The following is a 17,100-nucleotide window of genomic DNA, read 5'->3' as shown; positions in this document are numbered from 1 at the left end:
CCGCCCCACGCAGGGTCCTAGGCGTCGTGCCTACCGGGCCTATGCTCGGCTGGCTGGACGACCTCAAGATCGCGCTATACATCCTGGTATTCGACAGGTCTGGCCGCAGCGATGGCACCTAGAGGTAGCCGAACTTCGAATGGGACGCCGACAAAGATCTGTATATCTGCCCCGGGGGGCACGAGCTGAAGCAGTTCCGCCGGGACTATTTCAATCCGAACCGCGGGCCGACCAGTGAGGGCCGGACCAAGTGCCGCGCTCTGAAACTGACCTGCCAGGCCTGCTCGTCGAAAAAGCAATGCTGCCCGGACGCTGATGCCAGGGCCATCACCCGCGATGAACACGAATACGCTCGACACATTGCCCGCGGCATCGCCGAGACCGAGCAAAACGAGGTCTCGGTGAAACTAAGGAAGAAGGCCGGGATGCTCTTCGCTCACTTCAAGCGCTTTTTTGGCCTCGGAAGGCTCCGACCACGGGGCCCATGCGGCGTGAAAGATGAATTCCTCAACGCCGCCAGCGCCCAGAACGAGTCGATACTAACCTAGAGCCTTCCCGCACGGCAAACAGCGTAAAAAGCCTCGCACGAAGGTTGCATACGCATGTATCGGCGGTCGATTCCTGCGATTGCGAACAAGTGTTTCCCACAGAATGGGCGGTTTCCGGACCTTCGCTGCGACGACAATCTGATCGCCCAACAAGGGTGGAAGCCGACATTCAGAGCGGACCAAGGCCGAGATTTTTTCTGCGCCGCCGCAAGGGCGCACCGAGCCCCAGAGTGACGGATGCTGCGGCACGTTCGAACGTCAGCGTTGCGCCTTCTAAGCAGTCGTTGACGACCGCTTGGTCAAATGTTCAGATCGGACGGCCCCCCTAGATGCAAGGGAGCAATCGAGCCCGGCGGAAAGACCCAATTTGGAAATTCGTGAGCCACTTGTTGAACTTCGCTCGACGCGACTGTTCCAGCGCCTTGTCGAGCTTGATGCTGCCCTCGCCGAGAAGGCCGCCCACTTTCTGAAAGTTGTCGCCCCGATATTGGCCACCACTGCGACGCATTTCCCGTACTACACGCGTCATGATGCACATCATGGCTTCCGCGTGCTTCGAAGGATCGAGCAGGTGGTCGTTCCCGGGTGCCTTCATGGACAGGGGATCGAGGAGTTTGGAGCCGCCGAGATTTATCTCCTGATCCTTGCTGCCTATGCCCATGACCTGGGGATGACCGTGTTTCCGGGCGAAGCGGACCAGCTTTTGGCACAGCTGGGCATAGCAAACGAGTCCGGCTGGGAGACAGATGGGCGGCTTCAGTCGCATCTGCGCCGAGAGCATTCGCGGCGCGGTGGGCGCTACATTCATATGCAGAGCAGCAGCCTCAGCGTGCCAGTCAATCTTGTCGACGCGCTTGATAAGATCATGCGTGCTCACAACCTGTCGATTGACGTTCTGGAAGGCGAAATCCCAGCCGCCTATGCCGCCGAGGAAAGGTTAATCGATGTTCGGCAACTTGCGGTCATCATTTGCGTAGCCGATGCACTGGAATTCAGTGACACGCGGGTAGTCGACGGAGTCTTAGCTGCAATCGCAGAAGATCCGAGCCCAGAGGCTCGAGTGTCCTATATCGAGAACATGAAGCACGTCTGCGTCGGCGATAGCTTGGCCATCGATTCCGACGGGCGCGTCAATGTCTCGGGTACTTTCGAAAAAGCTGAGGTTCTCGCCCTCGCGCATCGAACGCTAGACGAAATGGAGGGGTGGATAAGGGGCTATTGCGATATTGACCGGCGCATGATGGCTCCGCGGCTCCGCATCCGCCCAGAGCCCTTCGCTCGCAACCTTGCGTTCCCGGGAGGGCGGTTCGAACGTCTCGGCGTCAGGCTCAACAAGCGCAACGTCATTGCCCTTATCGCGTCAAACGCGATCTGGAGGGAAAGCGGCCCTGTGATAAGGGAACTACTGCAGAACGCGGTAGAAGCCTGCCGGTATAGGCGGCATCATTCGAGCGAGGCAGACGCCTACCAACCGGCTGTCTCGGTTGTCTTCGACCGGAGTCGGCACGAGATCATGGTCGAGGACAACGGTTGCGGCATGACCGAACGTGTGATCCTAAACAACTTGCTTACTGTAGGAAGCAGCCGCTCGGCCGAGCCCGGCTATTCGACTACCGGCTACGCTCCCATCGCTCGCTTTGGTGTCGGTTTCTGGTCAGTCTTCACCTTGGCAAAGACAGCCTACGTCGAAACCGCTTCGTTCGAACCCCACCGAGGTGACCCAAATGGCGCTATCGAGGCCCGTGGGACGGCGTTCGATGTGTCCCTTGATGAACTCAAAGAGTACACGGTCTTCAGCCCTGTCACCCGCCCTTGCGGCACCAAAGTGCGTCTCAAGCTTAGGGACGACGTCGTAATCGATGATACATTCACCAGCGCCTGTGCCCAGATTCTTTGTTCGGAAGTACCAGTGACACTTCGTCTGGACGAGGAACGGGTAACCGTGCCTCCAGTGGTGCCGGACGTCCCCCTTGAGGCACTCTTGGGCAGCCGGCACCGCGCACTTGAGGAACACGGCATAAGGCTCTTCGAGTGGCGGAACTCGTTCGGCAACACTGAGCTCTCGTTGCTCCTCGCCTATCGAATAGAGAACGGAAGGCCGACATTCCTTCTCAATCCGACCAGCTCGCTGATGACTGCGTTAGGCCATTCCCGTCGTCCGCGGACGACGGTGTGCGGCTTTCCCGCGCCGATAAGGGAACGCCACATATGCTTCGATCTGGACCGCGTCGGCATCTACTTTGCCAATCGGCTCACACCGCAAGGCATTTCCTATTCTCTCGACCGCAATCAGCTCGTTGAAAGCGCTTCCTCGGAAGAGTTCTCGCGGGAAGTGACGCGCCTCATCCACGATGGTTATCGGGCGTTCCTCGACGAGACTAACGGGCTGGAGCTCGCGACGGTCACCGCACTACGCCAGCAGGCGGCCATGCATGGCGGCAACGTCTTTGATGTTTACACCGGCAACGAATTGCAGGTTGCTAGCGAGCGCCACCCGGACCTCATGCCGTTCAAATTCCATCCTTTGTCGGGAGAGGGTCCGCTTTACGCCAAAGCCGATGAACTCCCTGCCCTCAAGGGAAAGGTCTTTTTCATGCAACAGAGGCCCATTGCCAAAATGCCCGACGGCCGGTTGATCTCGCTCGAAAACGAAGGTGAGGCTAGCCTCTCCCTCGTCAAAGGCCTGCTGGCGGGCCTCTTCAGCGCGGCAGAGCCAATCTATGTGATGGAATCCGATCGCTCGGCATCTATGCTTTTCGATGCAGACCCTGACAGTTCGGTATTGTACGTAACGGTCCCCCAATTCGGACATCTCTGCCTTCAAATGGTGCAACTCGAGCGGGTCGATACTCATCAGCCCGGCAAAGTGCTTGCGGATGTGCGGGGGCGCTGGACCGGAACCTTATATCTGCGCGATTTCGAAGCGCCCAATGCGAAGCCGTACGTCTTCCTCGGACGGCACCGCGTCCTTATCAATCGTTCCAGCCCGCTTGCTAGGCATTTTCAGGATCTGGCCGATAATGGCAGAGACGCCAAGCTGGCTAGCCTTGTCGCCGACCTTCAAGAGGATCAGGAGGGATACACGCCGCCCAGCGTCGCCGACCTTCTGTCTGCACGCTCAAGCTGAAACAAGCGAAGCGCATGCAAAGTCTAGTATTGGCCAAAAGCAGACATTCGGCAGAGAGATTGTTACAGTAAGAGGGTGACTGTAACCTGGCCTCCGGAATCGCGTTCTGGAAACCGGCATCTTCCAAGGCGGGTCGTTCGTATACCGAAGCTTTTGAGCATGAAGAAGCAGAGAGGGCATAAGGGGTTTGACGGGTAGAAGCAAGAATGTTGGTACACTCTTCGATATGGATGAATCCGCGCTTGAGATCGATGTCGAGTTTGATCGCAGACTGGCGGTTTTTGGATCGCAGTTTGGCGCTATTATTGAGGCAATTGCAGAACCGGCGATTACCCGACGGCTTAGAATAAGACCGTTTTCACAACGACACCTTGCCGGTGTCGTCGGCGAAGATCAGGACGGACACGAAATCCTATTTCTTCCGCGTAAGACAACCTCATCTGTTCCGTTCGACACAGTGTATGTTTGCTCCTCGGCCGTTGATGTCGAGACCTTCGCCAAGAGGGCCTCTGATGCGCCACTCTCACTACTTGCACCCTTGCCGCTAAACCCGAAGAAAGATGCTGACGAAATCTCGAAGCTTTGCAATGAGATCGGCTCCAGCTGGAGTGATGGCGTCGCTTTCGCAAAGGAGCAAACGGACGGCTATCAGGTCATCAAACCAGGTTTCCGCTCTCCTCAAATTGGCGCTCTACACGCTTTGCAAGCCCATTGGACCGTGTCCGAGAAGATCGCCACGGTGGTTATGCCGACAGGAACCGGTAAGACGGAGACGATGATTGCAGCCGGTCTTCAAGAACGGGCAAAGAGCATTCTAGTGATCGTGCCAAGCGACGCGCTCAGAACACAGATTGCAAGTGCGTTCGAGCAACTGGGCATACTGCCTAAAGCTGGCTTGATCGATCAAGGCGCCCAATACCCAGTGGTATCGTTGTTGCGTAAGCGGCCAACGAGTGTCGAGGAAGCACGTGGTCTGTTCGGCATCTCGAACGTCGTTGTCACAACGATGTCGATCGCTGCTGGTGTGTCGCCGGAAATTCAAGCGGCAATGGCTGAGTGTACGTCGCATCTTTTCATCGATGAGGCTCACCATGTGGCTGCAAGAACTTGGCGCGAATTCCGGGAAGCGTTCGGCAACGTCAAGATTGTACAATTCACCGCAACGCCGTTCCGCAATGATGGGATGCGGGTCGATGGCAAGTTCATCTTTGTTTACCCGCTAGGACTGGCTCAAGCTGAGGGCTATTTCAGGAAGATCGACTATCAGCACGTCGATGGGCTTGACCGAGAAGATATCGACGATCAAATCATTGAGAAAGTCGGTGAGGCTCTCGAAGCGGATGAGGCGAGCGGATATCGCCACCTCGCAATGGCGCGGGGAAACAAGCGGACGCGGGCGGAAGAGTTGCATGAGAAGTATCGACGTCGTTGGCCTCAATACAATCCAGTCCTTCTGCACAGCGGTTTGAGGGCATCCGAGCAGGCTGATGCGATCGCGAAGTTACGCGCAGGCGAGCATCGCATCGTCGTCTGTGTCGATATGCTCGGTGAGGGTTTTGATCTGCCCGAGCTCAAGATCGCGGGATTGCATGATCCAAAGAAGTCAGAGGCCGTGACACTACAGTTCGTTGGTCGCTTCACGCGCACTCGCGACGATCTGGGTGAGGCAACCGTTATCGCCGCGGTGACGCGAAATGAAGGAAGCCCGTTGGCAAGTTTGTTCGCTGAGGATGCGGATTGGAACAAGCTCATCAATCAGATCGGTTCAAAAGCAACCGAGCGTGCCGTCCGACGCGAAGAAGTGTTCGAGGGCTTTGGGGGAATTGATGCAGAAATACCTCTGGAAACATTGCACCCGACACTGGGGACGATTGTCTACAAGACAACTCAATCGCCGTGGGATCCAATTGGTGGAATTGAAAGGTTTGACCACCGACAGCTGATCGTCGACGGTCCACACATTAACCACCACGATGCGCTGGCAATCTTCATCACCGAACGCGCCGATCTGCCGAAATGGAGCCGGTTCAAAGGCATCGCCGATGTGACCTACGATCTCTTCATGGTGCATTGGGATCAGGAAGCCGGCCTGCTTTATGTCTCGGCTTCGCATGATGATCGCCTGGACGATTTGGCCAATGCGCTATGCGGTGACGATGTCGAACGAATTCGTGGCGAAGATATCTTTCGAGCGCTCGATCCTTTACGGCGTCCCGTGCTGAACACGCTGGGTTTAAGTGAAACACGTCGCCGCAAGATCCGTTATTCGCAATATCAAGGCAGCGATATTGCTGATGAATTGCGAAGCCGAAGTGGGAACAGGACGCGCAGCAAGACAAACCTGATGGTTGTAGGCTTCACTGACGATGGCAGGGTGTCGCTCGGCTGTTCGCGAAAGGGAAAGATCTGGGCGCAGGAGCGTACCAACGATTTGGGACGCTGGATGGACTGGTGCCACGACCTTGGTCGTTCTCTTCTCGATGAGACGATCTCAACAGCTGGAATCATTGATCGCCTCATTCAGCCCGAGCTTGTCTCGGAGGTTCCCCAAAAGTCGCCAGTCGCAGTCGATTGGTATGAGGGGATGTCTGCCCTTGATGAGGATAGCTGGGTTTTCACCATCAACAGCGAACAGCACTCCATTTATGACTGCGAACTGGAACTTTCGTCGCATGACGCCCAGGACCGCATCGAGTTTGCGATTGTGGCAGGCACTGCGCGAGCAGATTTCACGATGACGATAAACGACGAAGGCGTTCGATACGCGTTGAAGGAAGGTCAATCTGCGTCAGCCGAAAAGAGTGCGGCGCCTGTGCCGCTGTCACGCTGGTTTCATAAGTATCCTCCGACGATCTACTTCGCCGACGGCGACTCTCTCGTGGCGGATGAACTCTTTGCGCTTCCCGATACGGAAGTGCCGTACTTCCCAGATGAGCATTTCGAGGTCTGGGATTGGACCGGTGTGAATATCCGCGTTGAATCGCTCGGGCTTGAGCGGCGGTCTGACAGTGTTCAGGCGCGGACAATCGAGCAGGTTCGCTCAACTACGGGAAGCCACATTATCTTTAATGATGATGGAACTGGAGAAGTCGCTGATGTCGTGGCTTTCGAGCAGGATGGCAATCACGTCACGGTGCGATTGTATCACTGCAAATATTCGTCTTCAGATGCGCCTGGTGCGAGGGTCGGCGACCTCTACGAGGTTTGTGGTCAAGCCCAAAGGTCAGTTCGAAGGTGCGAACGACCACAGAGGTTGATCGATCGGTTGCTTAGGCGTGAAGGTGATCGTTTGCGAGCTGGCAAACCAAGTCGTTTCGAAGAAGGCGGAGTGGACGATTTGAAAATCTTGCGCTCTCAACGAAACCAGCTCGAATACCAATTCGAGATCTTTGTGGTTCAGCCAGGGTACTCGCTCGCGGCCAAGAATAGTACGCATTCACAAGTCTTGGCCTCAACGGAGTCATTCGTTCTTGATACCTTCGCATCAAAATTTCGAATGATATGTAGCACATAGAAGAAGGCAGGCCTCTGCGCACCGTTAGCGGCACGGGTCGAAGATATGAGATGAAGTCATTCGATGATTTACCAAAGCGCGATCGCAACCATTCGTTGGAAGACGAGGCTGAGGCTGCTTTCGGAGCTCTTATTTCGGCCAGCGACGTTTTTGTGTTTCAAGGTTCTGACCGGAAGGACTATGGCGCCGACTGCCAAATAGAGGTGGTCTTGAATGGGCAGGCGACCAATGTGCGGGTGCATGTCCAGCTAAAAGGGACAGAGCGCGCGCTCAACGCGGATGGTTCGTTTAGCATCCCGGTTGATCGAGCCAATCTGAATTATCTGATTGCGCAGCCGTACAGCTTCTATGTCGGATATCATTCACCGTCGAAATCGCTTCGCGTGGGCTTTGTTGATGCGGTCCTGCGCCGTTACGAGCACAGCGGAACGGATTGGACCGATCAACAGAGCCTTACGATATCATTCATCGAAGCTCTCACGGTTGATCGTTTGAGCCGACTAGCAAGTCTTGCGCTTTCGGGGTCGCGGATTGCACGAGATCGCAGGATTGCACAAACGACAGCGACAATTGAAGCCATGCCTGACGTGGTGCGAGAAGCGAAGCCTGAGCTCCACGTGCCGGAGGACCCCAACCTCGCGCGGCAACTATCCGAACGGTTATACGAAAGCGGCGCGGATCGTGTCCTTAGCGCCGCTTTCGAGCAGTTCCTCTCGGTGCTCGGCGCGGATCACGACGCGATGGGCTTTTGCTACATGGCCGAGATTAACTTGGGAATGGGATATCAATCCCCTGACGTGGAGCGGATCGAGGCAGCCTTGACGCATTTCCGATCGAAGCTTGATACAGGCCGCTTTCGAGTCGGAAGCCTGTATTACACTATCGGTAACGCGCTCTCGGCGCTGGACCAGGAGCAAGAAGCCAAGGCATCATACATTGCTGCGCTTGAAGATTCCGATTTCAGTAGCTCATCGGAGATGGCCGCGCAGTGTTACAAGAACCTTGGCACGAGCTTTGAGCGGCTCGGCGACGAAGGTATCGCCGCCGAACACTATCTCGAAGCATTACGACTGAACCCGAATCTGCCAGAGGCACATAACGCTCTTGCCCATTATCACCATCGTAATGGCCGATACGAAGAGGCGCTGAGTTACTTCGACAGCGTTGTTTTTACTGATCGGCAATTGGGTCGAACATCGACGATTGCAGGCTGGCGAATAAACGTCCTATTTAGTCTTGGCGATACTCGTGCAGCCTTCCGCGAAATCAATGGCCTGCTGAGCAAAGCAGATTCTGAACCATGGATATGGCCATGGTGCGCTCGGCAGGTTTCGGCTTTCGGGCGTATCTCTGTCGAGAGCGCACAGCTCGCGCTGGCATTTTGGGATCGCTGCATAGAGATGCATCCACAATTGGGGCGCGTGCGCGCTGAGCGACTGCTCACCAGCTTTTATCTGCGCGCTAAAGGTCACGATATTGGGGAGTATTCTGAGTTCCGATCAGTATTCGACGACCATATCGCGATTGTCGATGCCGAAGATGCCGCACTGCCATGGGATCGCCTCGGTCACTGGGCACAGGACGAAGGAGATTGGGAGGAAGCCGAGTTGTGTTTCCGCAAAGCATACGAGATGGCTGGGGGTCACTATGGTTATTGCTTAGGCACAGCGCTCAATTTTCTTGGGCGGTTTGAAGAAAGTCGCCCGATTCTTCTGGAGCAGGCGGAGCATCTTCAACCCGACGCAATGAGCTGGTTCCAATTAGGTTTGGCGAACAGCAACACTGGACGTGCTTCCGAGGCAATCGCAGCCTATGAAAAGGCAATAGAACTCGACCCCGAATATGACATAGCGATGTTCAACCTCGGCGGTGTTCTTTGGAACGAAGGGGAAATAGTCGCAGCCGAGGACGTGTGGCTAAGAGCTGTCGAGAAATTCCCTAACCATGAACTTGTGCAAAAAGTTTACACGAGACTAGATCTAATTCGTTGAAGCCTAACAGGTAACAGCCCATGCGCAGAAGACGCAGTTTGCTGCGGTCTAAGAATGTCCGCTTTGGAGAAGCTGCATTGCGGCGTTGCAATCTAACATGAATGGCCGGTTTGGGCCGTGAGCAGACGAACTCAGCCAGGCTGTCGGACGGCAGCTATGGGCCGGGAGCGACGCCGCCCTAGGGGCGGCCAGGCGCCTCGCACTGCGGCGCAGCGAATGTCGCCGAGGAGTCCACTTTGACCGATGCTGCGGAGAATAGTGTCGTGACTACTGGGCTCGGATTCTAATGAAACATAGATCAGTATCGAATGGTGTTCGAAACGTTGCGACCAACTCAAACGCAACAATAAAAACGTTTCATTAGAGCCCACGCTCCCCTAAATCATCAAACTACGATGCGCTCCGTTGTCTTCGAATAGGTGCCTGTGTGGGTACACATAGTGGCCACTATCACGGTTCACACTCGACTCGTGTATACCCGAAAAAATAGGGTGAAGACAAAGTTCATCTTTGACGGATAAATTTAGTTTCCCCCTCACGGCGTATTCAAACTCGGCATCCGCGTACAAACCGCTTCTATTATTTGCCCTCCCGATTGCCCCAACTTCAACTAGCATCCTCTTAAATTCACGGTAGTCCGCAACCCCCGCTGAAGCCATAGCTGCCTTGCCATGAAAATTAAAAACTTTATGCAAATCTCCATCGGAAAAAAATCTCGGGAGTTCCGTGATTGTACAAGCGCAGATTGAATCAAGATTCGGATGCTTCTTATGGAACGCGCTTTTCACACCTTCATAGATAGACTGTTCTGCGGTTCTTAGCCCATCACATATTGACACTTCATCGTCAAACACCGACGAAGAGTATCCGTTCGAGAATATTCCGTTCATTATGCCAATCAAATGTCGCGGAAGAAGTTGGGAGTGCCTGAGGATATATACCAAACTATACTCTTTCTTTCCAGAAGAGTTGAGTGTTTCCTGCGGCAAAAAACTATCAAGGATCCTATGCACGTCTTCACGGGAACCCATATCTAGCGTGGAGAATTTTCTTATCTCATCGGGTGCGTATATTCTTAGATAAACTAAATAACGCCACGCTATCACGGTCATAAGCTCTATTGGCAGCCAATGGAGAGCCATTGCATTGACAAAGTCTTTCTCAACATTCTCCGAGAGTTCGCGCAGTTCAAAATACATCTCAGCCGGCAGGCACAACCGAAACGACCTAAATTTCGTTCCGTACTCCCCGGCGCACTTGAGCAACGCGCAAACAGTTTCCGCATTCTCTGGTCTGTCAAGGTGGTAGTTCTCAAGGGAGTCTAGTATTACTATCACTTTAGAATTGGTCTCAGCCAAGTGCCAATCGAGGTCGGCGAGAGCTTTGCGATAGGTACCTTCACCGTCTCCTCGGTAAAGATCAAGGGCCGCGCGAATAAGATATCCAATGTAACCGCCGTCCAAAGCCTCCTTGTTTTCATTCAAGGCTGCCGACAAAGATTGAGAGATTCCTCCGGCTCCGCGATTTATTGCCTCCAAATAGCTAGACACTGAGGGTAGGCTAGCTATCACCTCTTCGGGAAGTAGAGCCATGATTTCGGTATTTAGAAACCTATCCCAGACTTCAGCCGCTTCTTCGACAAAAACCAGCCCAACATCCGAAGCGCTCGGGTATACGGATCGGCGGAACTCGGTTATTGCTTTCGCACTTGGGACATTGACGACGTATCGGTACTCTTCGAGCTGGTGTGTGTGGGAGAGAATTGAAGTCTTTCCAGACCCTTTTCGGCCGATAACAATTCGTGGCCTTCTTTGATAGAACTCCCATACTTTATTTCTGGTATTGAATAGGACATCGTTCGCCACCTTGGATTCGCGCAGTTTTGTTGCGCTTATAGGGCCAAAGGGAGTTGATCTATTCACGAAACCCTTTAACTCTGAGATTTCGTAGGAGTTAAGCTCCAGCAGATCTTGAATGGTCTTGTGTCTCAATTCGACTTTTCGCACCTTCAGTCCCCCTGACAGTATAATGCGCTATGAGGCTACTGTACTGCCTCCCCCCCGCCAAGGGTATTTGAGCGATAGATGTGTAGGCAATACGCTGTTTTGGGAGTATCTCGGGGAACCGGACGTTCATGCGGTGCGCGGCGAATGGTAGCGTTGTCCGCTCTCCCGACCTTCACCCTTTGAAAATGCTGCGGGACGCACGAACGACCGCTTCGGTGAAGCTGCGTCGCGGCGTGGCAACCAAGTCCCAAGGTCGGCAATGGGCCGGGAGCGCCGCCGCGCGAGGGGTTACCAGGCGCTTGGCCCTCCCGCGCAGCGAAGGTCCGGAACGAGCCCAAAGTGACGGCTGCTGTGATGCGCACTAATGGCAGCTTTGTCGCACCGCGCTGTACATAAGCGGGCGGCCTATTGGCTCTAGAGCTCGTAGGAAATATTTCGAAGACGCCGTATAACCTCTGTCGACTAATCAGCGGGAACGTATCTGGAATGGCGTCGTCCCGCATACCCGCAGTCCCATAGAATACCACTCACGATTGTTGCCTTCACCGTATTCAGTTCGCCGCCCGCTACCCGCCCTTCCCATGCGGGGAACGCATCAACATACCAATCCCAGCTCTCCTCGAAGCACAGGTCGAATGTAGTAGGCATTTTGCTGAAGAACTTATAGCTTTCAACGTTCGTATTCAGGGGATCCAGAATTTCTTCCCATGAGTCTCCAGCATCCAATTCCACATACGCGTTTTCTTCACCCGCGGGACTTCGAAGATTACCTTGTTCATGGGGGCGCGGAGCATCGCCGCCCATATCTCGTAGCTCTGCCTGCGCTTCGGCCACCTCATACGCATCAGCAACTTTCAGAATGCCGTTGAATAGACCCATGACCAATGAGTTCATCTTCTGATGATCGATCCTTTGCTGTCTATCTCGCGCAGCTTCTTCCGCTTGCCGCCTTGCGAGTTCTAATTCCTCTTCGATCTCTTGATTGCCTTCAGCGAAGACGCGCCAGAACTCCCTCTCGGCGGCACGAAGTGAGACAACCAGTTCCTTCGCCCTCTCCCTTTCCTGGCCACCCAACGCGTCCAAGCCTCTTTGTCTGCGACGACGGTCAAGGTGTTCAAGGTAAACGCGAGCGTCTACGAGAGAGCTCTGTTGAGCCAGGATCCGCTGGCGGATGCGGTTAGCATCCCGCATTGTTGTTAGAGCGTCCTCGGCGAGAGGTTGTTCCTGCGCCGTTGAGCTTGATGCGATGAGCATTGCCGCTGAGAGAACGATAAAGCGCGCTACGTTTCCCATGACGCCACCTCGTTTAGAAGTCTGCGTCCAGTGTGGTAGGTCGTAGTGAGGGACTCCCAAAGACCGCCCCTCAGCGCCTGATACGCGTTGAAACGTTCAATCTTATTTTCATGCCCTGAAACGATCGCATTATAGATTTGCGTCGCTCTGTCCTTGGCAGCCCTTCCTGAACCTGCGCATCCAGAATGTGGTAATTCACTTCCAGATTCACCACACTCCTCGAACGGCCGACGCTCACAATCGGCAACCCATGTAGAGATCGAGTTGTCTTCCACGTCCATAACCCAATTGTAAAAACGGTTCGGCGAATACGAGGAACTGAGTATTTGGACTTCACCGCTCTCATTCGTTTTATACTGATTTGGTAGACTCTCGGCAACGCGGTAGGTTTCGTCGGTTATCATAACAGAAGGACTCAGGCTGCAGAGATGCTGCTCGCCGCCCAGAACTATTCTGTAGTCGCCGCGCATATTGCTGGCGGGTCCGAAAGTTGCAGCAAGTTGCTGCCCTATGTCATTATCAAGTTGACGAGCCATTGCGACGAGTGAAGATGATTGGCTGGCATCCAAAGCAAATCGAAATTCTTCGAGATATACTCGCCCAACGACTTCCGCTTCGGCTTTTGAGTAATCTAGGATGCGCATTGCGGCAAGCTCACTGTCCATGGATGCGCAAAGCGTAAGTATTGAAAAGTTTGGGCCAGCACGAACACGGTTTCGATATTCACGGATGTCCGCAAGACGAGTTTCTAACTGAGCTCGTGGGCGATCGAGTTCTACCTCTTCTGTGAAGGTTGTAATGGCCGCCATTAGATTGGCTGCGTTCTGCTCCTCGCGAAATTGTCCGAGCTCGGATCGAACAATTTGCGGCACCATGCCGGATATTCGGGAAGCAACGACCTGATCAATCTTCTGAGGAAGAATGGAATGATTGACCATGAGCGCCGTTACCATGTCGCTTACGGCATCGAGTTTTCGGTTGGTCGACGCAAGAAGGCGCCGGTTCTCCCGTAGCGCCACCATCATGGGATCCGCAGCAGGCTGACCTTGTGCCTTCGCTCGGAATGGTTTGCCTGTAGCATCTACTATGACTTTGCAGAGTTCCATCCATGCAGTCATCAGCCCCACGCCTGCGATAGCTGGACGCGCTGAATAGGCCAGTGATCCTAAAGACAAACTGGTGCAAGCGGTAGATTTAAGGAAGGTTCGGCGGGTGAGGACGGAACTCATCGCGGGGGCCTTCTTTTCTAATACCAGCGAACTTTACATCGAAAGAGGTAAAGCTGGCAACACGGCAGGCCGTCGGCTGCGGTTCGAACGCACGATAGGCGCTGTTACAGCCACTTGTCCGCCGCCAGTAGAGCAGTCCAGCGCGTCAGCTTGCCTTCTTGGATTGTTACAACAGGGGTAGACAGACCTTTATGGTGACCACAGCGAATGACCGCTTCGTCCCGCATAGTGTGAGTTCGGCTCCGCCTCGATCTTGCGGCTGCGGCGAATGTCGGGTTTGGCAAGCCGCGCCGCGGCATCAAGAGCAACGGTGAACGGCAGCTGTGGGCCGGACGTTGGCACTGCGAGGCGGCAATCTCTGTCCGCCGCGACGCCGCCTGACCCGTACGAGTCCGAACAGGGCAATCGGCAAGAGGTAGGTTTCAGCCCTACGCCAGCCCTCGGACCAGAACGCTGGATTTCCCAGGTCTGCTCCCTCACACTGGAGGCCTCTTCCTAGGGCCATCAAGCGGAGGGCTGGATATGACGGGCGGTCACCAAGGTCGCTGCCTTTGCGGCGCTGTCGAGTACAATACGGGCAGCGAGCCACTCTGGGTAACAGTCTGCTACTGTCGGTTCTGTCAGCATGCGACCGGTTCGGACAGAATGATTGAACCCATATTCGAGCACGAAACATTTGCCTTCAGCACGGGCCAGCCGACTGTCTTCACGCTTCCCTCAGAAGGTAGCGGGAAAGATATCAACATTCATTTCTGCAACAGGTGTGGGACAAAGCTGGCCTTGACCTTCGAACGCTGGCCTGATCGTTTGGGAATTTACATCGGCACCCTCGATGATCCGGCGTCGATTGTGCCGACGCCTGAAAACAGCAAACACATCTTCGTATGTGAAGCGCGACCGGGAACTATACTGCCGCCTGAATGCAGAACTTTCGACCGCCATGCGACTGAAAACGATGGCTCGCCAATCGAGCCGTTCATTCATTCTTCCCCACACGTAGTTGAGAGGTAAGGCTCTCGACGTGCCTATAGCGAAAGTCTATTGCGCCCCGAAGAGCGGAAGTTTGGTCGCAATAATGCTTTGCAACTGCGGCGAATGTCCGGCTTTACGATGATGTTGTTGAAAAACTCGGGCGGCTCTAACATGGCCCGAAAGACCAGAACGCCTGTTCTAACAGAGTTCAGAAATGTCGCCTTAGAAAATAGAATTTGCCATACGCCAGAACGCAATTCCGGTCCGAGGCCGGTGATTGTCGATCCAGAGAGTTTTTCAACAGCATCACGATCAGTGCCGCAACAGGTTGCCCAATTCAACGGCGGCAATGGGCCGTCTGTACCTAGACCTCGACCTACATGGGCAATCTGCATAAGATCGCTATGCCGCTGATCTGGACAATCGTCCGAGGGTTTAGTCATGCGGATACGAACGCCTTTCAAGGACGGTGATGCCCTCCCTCCCTCTTTCAGTCGGTCTCGGCCATCGCGAGAGCGCGACATCTTACACAGCTCGGCTCGCCGCGCGAAACGGCCTTCCAGCTGCAGAGTTCTGCGTCGACTTCGGGGTGACATTCTCAAATGTAATCGACGGGGAACCGGAGGCACTTGCGGTGATCGCAGATCTTGGGGGCGTGCCTGCATCCGACCTTGCCGCGTGGTCGCCGATCTACGTGGGTAATCGGCGTTACAGCTTCCGCGGCCATATCTTTCACAGCAAAACGATCCGTCGTCCCGAACTGCGTGGGTGCCCCCATTGCCTGAAGCAGGATGCAGAAGGAAACGGGCTGCCGGCCGAGCAGTCCATGGCCATGCAGGGGCATTGGCTCATCCCCCACGTCGGTGTCTGCCTCCTTCATGAGCATCCTCTGGTTCCGCTCTTCCGGGAAGCGCATCCGCTCCACCGATACGATTCCGTGCAGATGCTTTCTCCCGTCATCCCAGCTATATTGGAGGGACAGTTCGACCAGGTCTCAAGCTTGTCTTCTAACTTCGAAGACTGGATCGATGCCCGCCTCGTGAATGGCCCTAGGCCGGACGTCCTATCCAGGCATCCCCTCCATGCGGCCTCGAATTTCTGCCGCCTCCTCGGAATTGCTCTCCTGCGCCTTGAGGGCATGTCCCTCGATCATATCGCCCCAGCTTCTCGTCATGGTCTCTACGAGACAGGCTTCGAGGTTGCGTCTATGGGCGATGAGGCGATCCGGAACGCCCTGAAGCGCTTGGAAGGGCTCGTGGAGACACCGCAGGACGGCCCGAAGAAGATTTATCCGGCTCTCTATGATCGGCTGGCGCACGATTATGCCGACGACCCCGACTATGCGGCCTTTCGGCAGCTCCTGCGAGATCACATGGCCGAGACCTGGCCCTTGGGTCCGGGCGATGAACTTCTCGGGGAGCCCGTGGTGGAGCGACAGCTCCATTCCGTCTCGACCGCGGCGAAAGCAACCGGCGTCGATCCCCGCCGACTTCGAAAGCTACTCGTCGCGGAGGGAATTCTCAGGGCTGATGCGCCAGCCCGCCCGGATGCCTGGGAGGTCTTCGATGCCCAAAGTGTCGCCCCCATACTCGCGTGTCTCGAGAAGCTGGTCCCCGCAACGACCTTTCGGAATCTCATCGGCGCCAGCCGCTCACAGTTCGACAACCTTGTAGCGGACGGTGTCCTTTCGCCCACTAGCAATGCAGATGATACGAACGCCGTCTGGAGCCCGCGCGAGGGTGAGGCGTTTCTCGAAACTCTGCTTGCGGGCGCTGTTCAGCTCCGGCAGCCACAACACGGGTGGGAGCATATCGCGAAATCGGCCCAGCGGCTGAAGATCGGGCCTGGCGCCATCGTTCGGGCAATCCGTGACGGAGACCTTCGACGCGTCGGCAACCTCGAAGGACGCACGGGATATGCCGCCGTTTTCGTCGATCATGACGAAGTCTCCCGCCTTTTGGGCGCCGAGGCCCCTCCGGGATACAGCATCGAGACCTTCGCCAAGACCATCGGGCTACGGCAGCCATCCATGTTGCGTCGTCTGATCCAAGATGGTCTCACGCCGGCGACCCGCATGACGAACCCCCGAACTGGGGCGCAACAGGACTATCTCACCCGGGAAGATGCGGACGCCTTCCATGCCCGTTTTCACACCCTGCGCACATTGTCCCTGGCGTACGGACGGTCGTGGCAAAGCCTCGCGGCGGATCTGACGGCGGGAGGGATCGCGCCATTCCGCCACGAAGGCCGAGAGTACGGCCAACTCTATCTGAAGGAAGACGTTGAGCGCCTTCTGGGGTCGCCGGAGAGCGCAATGCGATAGGAAACCCCCAAGAAAGGTCAAAAGAAGGCAGCCTGTTCAGTACCTTATGCAAAAGCATGCGCTGCCGCGCGCTTCGCGCAAAAAAATTTTCTTCAAA

At 55.3% G+C, this 17,100-nt stretch carries 8 protein-coding genes and 1 pseudogene; 6 read left to right on the top strand and 3 right to left on the bottom strand.

The annotated features are described in order from the left end of the window. Window positions 1–35: 35 nt before the first annotated feature. The 4 genes and pseudogenes from PAA8504_RS15865 to PAA8504_RS15850 all read left to right on the top strand — a co-directional run. Window positions 36–548, top strand: a pseudogene (locus PAA8504_RS15865) (transposase); the annotation flags it as partial. A gap of 367 nt (window positions 549–915) precedes the next feature. Next, window positions 916–3,675, top strand: coding sequence for an HD domain-containing protein (locus PAA8504_RS15860; protein ID WP_108895173.1), 2,760 nt, complete (start codon window positions 916–918; stop codon window positions 3,673–3,675). A gap of 226 nt (window positions 3,676–3,901) precedes the next feature. After that, window positions 3,902–7,189, top strand: a complete 3,288-nt coding sequence (locus PAA8504_RS15855; RefSeq protein ID WP_108895172.1) for a DEAD/DEAH box helicase — start codon at window positions 3,902–3,904, stop codon at window positions 7,187–7,189. A 50-nt stretch (window positions 7,190–7,239) separates the two neighbouring features. Further along, window positions 7,240–9,180, top strand: coding sequence for a tetratricopeptide repeat protein (locus PAA8504_RS15850; RefSeq protein WP_108895171.1), 1,941 nt, complete (start codon window positions 7,240–7,242; stop codon window positions 9,178–9,180). Between the two features lie 377 nt (window positions 9,181–9,557). Here the strand turns inward: PAA8504_RS15850 and PAA8504_RS15845 are convergent, their stop codons facing one another. The 3 genes from PAA8504_RS15845 to PAA8504_RS21840 form a co-directional block, all read right to left on the bottom strand. Further along, on the bottom strand, window positions 9,558–11,186 hold the full coding sequence (locus PAA8504_RS15845) for a P-loop ATPase, Sll1717 family (RefSeq protein ID WP_146190507.1): 1,629 nt from the start codon (window positions 11,184–11,186) through the stop codon (window positions 9,558–9,560). 462 nt (window positions 11,187–11,648) lie between these two features. Then, window positions 11,649–12,479: a hypothetical protein gene (locus PAA8504_RS15840; RefSeq protein ID WP_108895169.1), complete on the bottom strand. Its 831-nt coding sequence runs from the start codon at window positions 12,477–12,479 to the stop codon at window positions 11,649–11,651. After that, entirely contained in the window at window positions 12,467–13,708 is a 1,242-nt protein-coding gene (locus tag PAA8504_RS21840) for a hypothetical protein (protein WP_146190506.1), read from the bottom strand. Before PAA8504_RS21840 ends, PAA8504_RS15840 begins: the two co-directional genes overlap by 13 nt. A gap of 522 nt (window positions 13,709–14,230) precedes the next feature. On the opposite strand from PAA8504_RS21840, the gene PAA8504_RS15835 reads away from it, so the two are divergent. Beyond that, window positions 14,231–14,719 (top strand): GFA family protein, encoded by a 489-nt coding sequence (locus PAA8504_RS15835; RefSeq protein ID WP_108895168.1) that lies wholly within the window; start codon window positions 14,231–14,233, stop codon window positions 14,717–14,719. A 433-nt stretch (window positions 14,720–15,152) separates the two neighbouring features. After that, complete coding sequence (locus tag PAA8504_RS15830; RefSeq protein WP_108895167.1) at window positions 15,153–17,003, top strand: TniQ family protein; 1,851 nt, start codon at window positions 15,153–15,155, stop codon at window positions 17,001–17,003. Window positions 17,004–17,100 lie beyond the last annotated feature (97 nt).

The sequence above is a fragment of the Palleronia abyssalis genome (assembly GCF_900302445.1).
Classification (GTDB): Bacteria; Pseudomonadota; Alphaproteobacteria; order Rhodobacterales; family Rhodobacteraceae; genus Palleronia; species Palleronia abyssalis.
This window is presented reverse-complemented; position numbering and strand designations above follow the sequence as displayed.

Bases quoted from the DNA above. Each gene is read 5' to 3' on its own strand.
- PAA8504_RS15855 (WP_108895172.1), top strand. From the start codon at position 3,902: ATGGATGAATCCGCGCTTGAGATCGATGTCGAGTTTGATCGCAGACTG.
- PAA8504_RS15850 (WP_108895171.1), top strand. From the start codon at position 7,240: ATGAAGTCATTCGATGATTTACCAAAGCGCGATCGCAACCATTCGTTG.
- PAA8504_RS15840 (WP_108895169.1), bottom strand. From the start codon at position 12,479: ATGGGAAACGTAGCGCGCTTTATCGTTCTCTCAGCGGCAATGCTCATC.
- PAA8504_RS21840 (WP_146190506.1), bottom strand. From the start codon at position 13,708: ATGAGTTCCGTCCTCACCCGCCGAACCTTCCTTAAATCTACCGCTTGC.
- PAA8504_RS15835 (WP_108895168.1), top strand. From the start codon at position 14,231: ATGACGGGCGGTCACCAAGGTCGCTGCCTTTGCGGCGCTGTCGAGTAC.
- PAA8504_RS15830 (WP_108895167.1), top strand. From the start codon at position 15,153: ATGCCCTCCCTCCCTCTTTCAGTCGGTCTCGGCCATCGCGAGAGCGCG.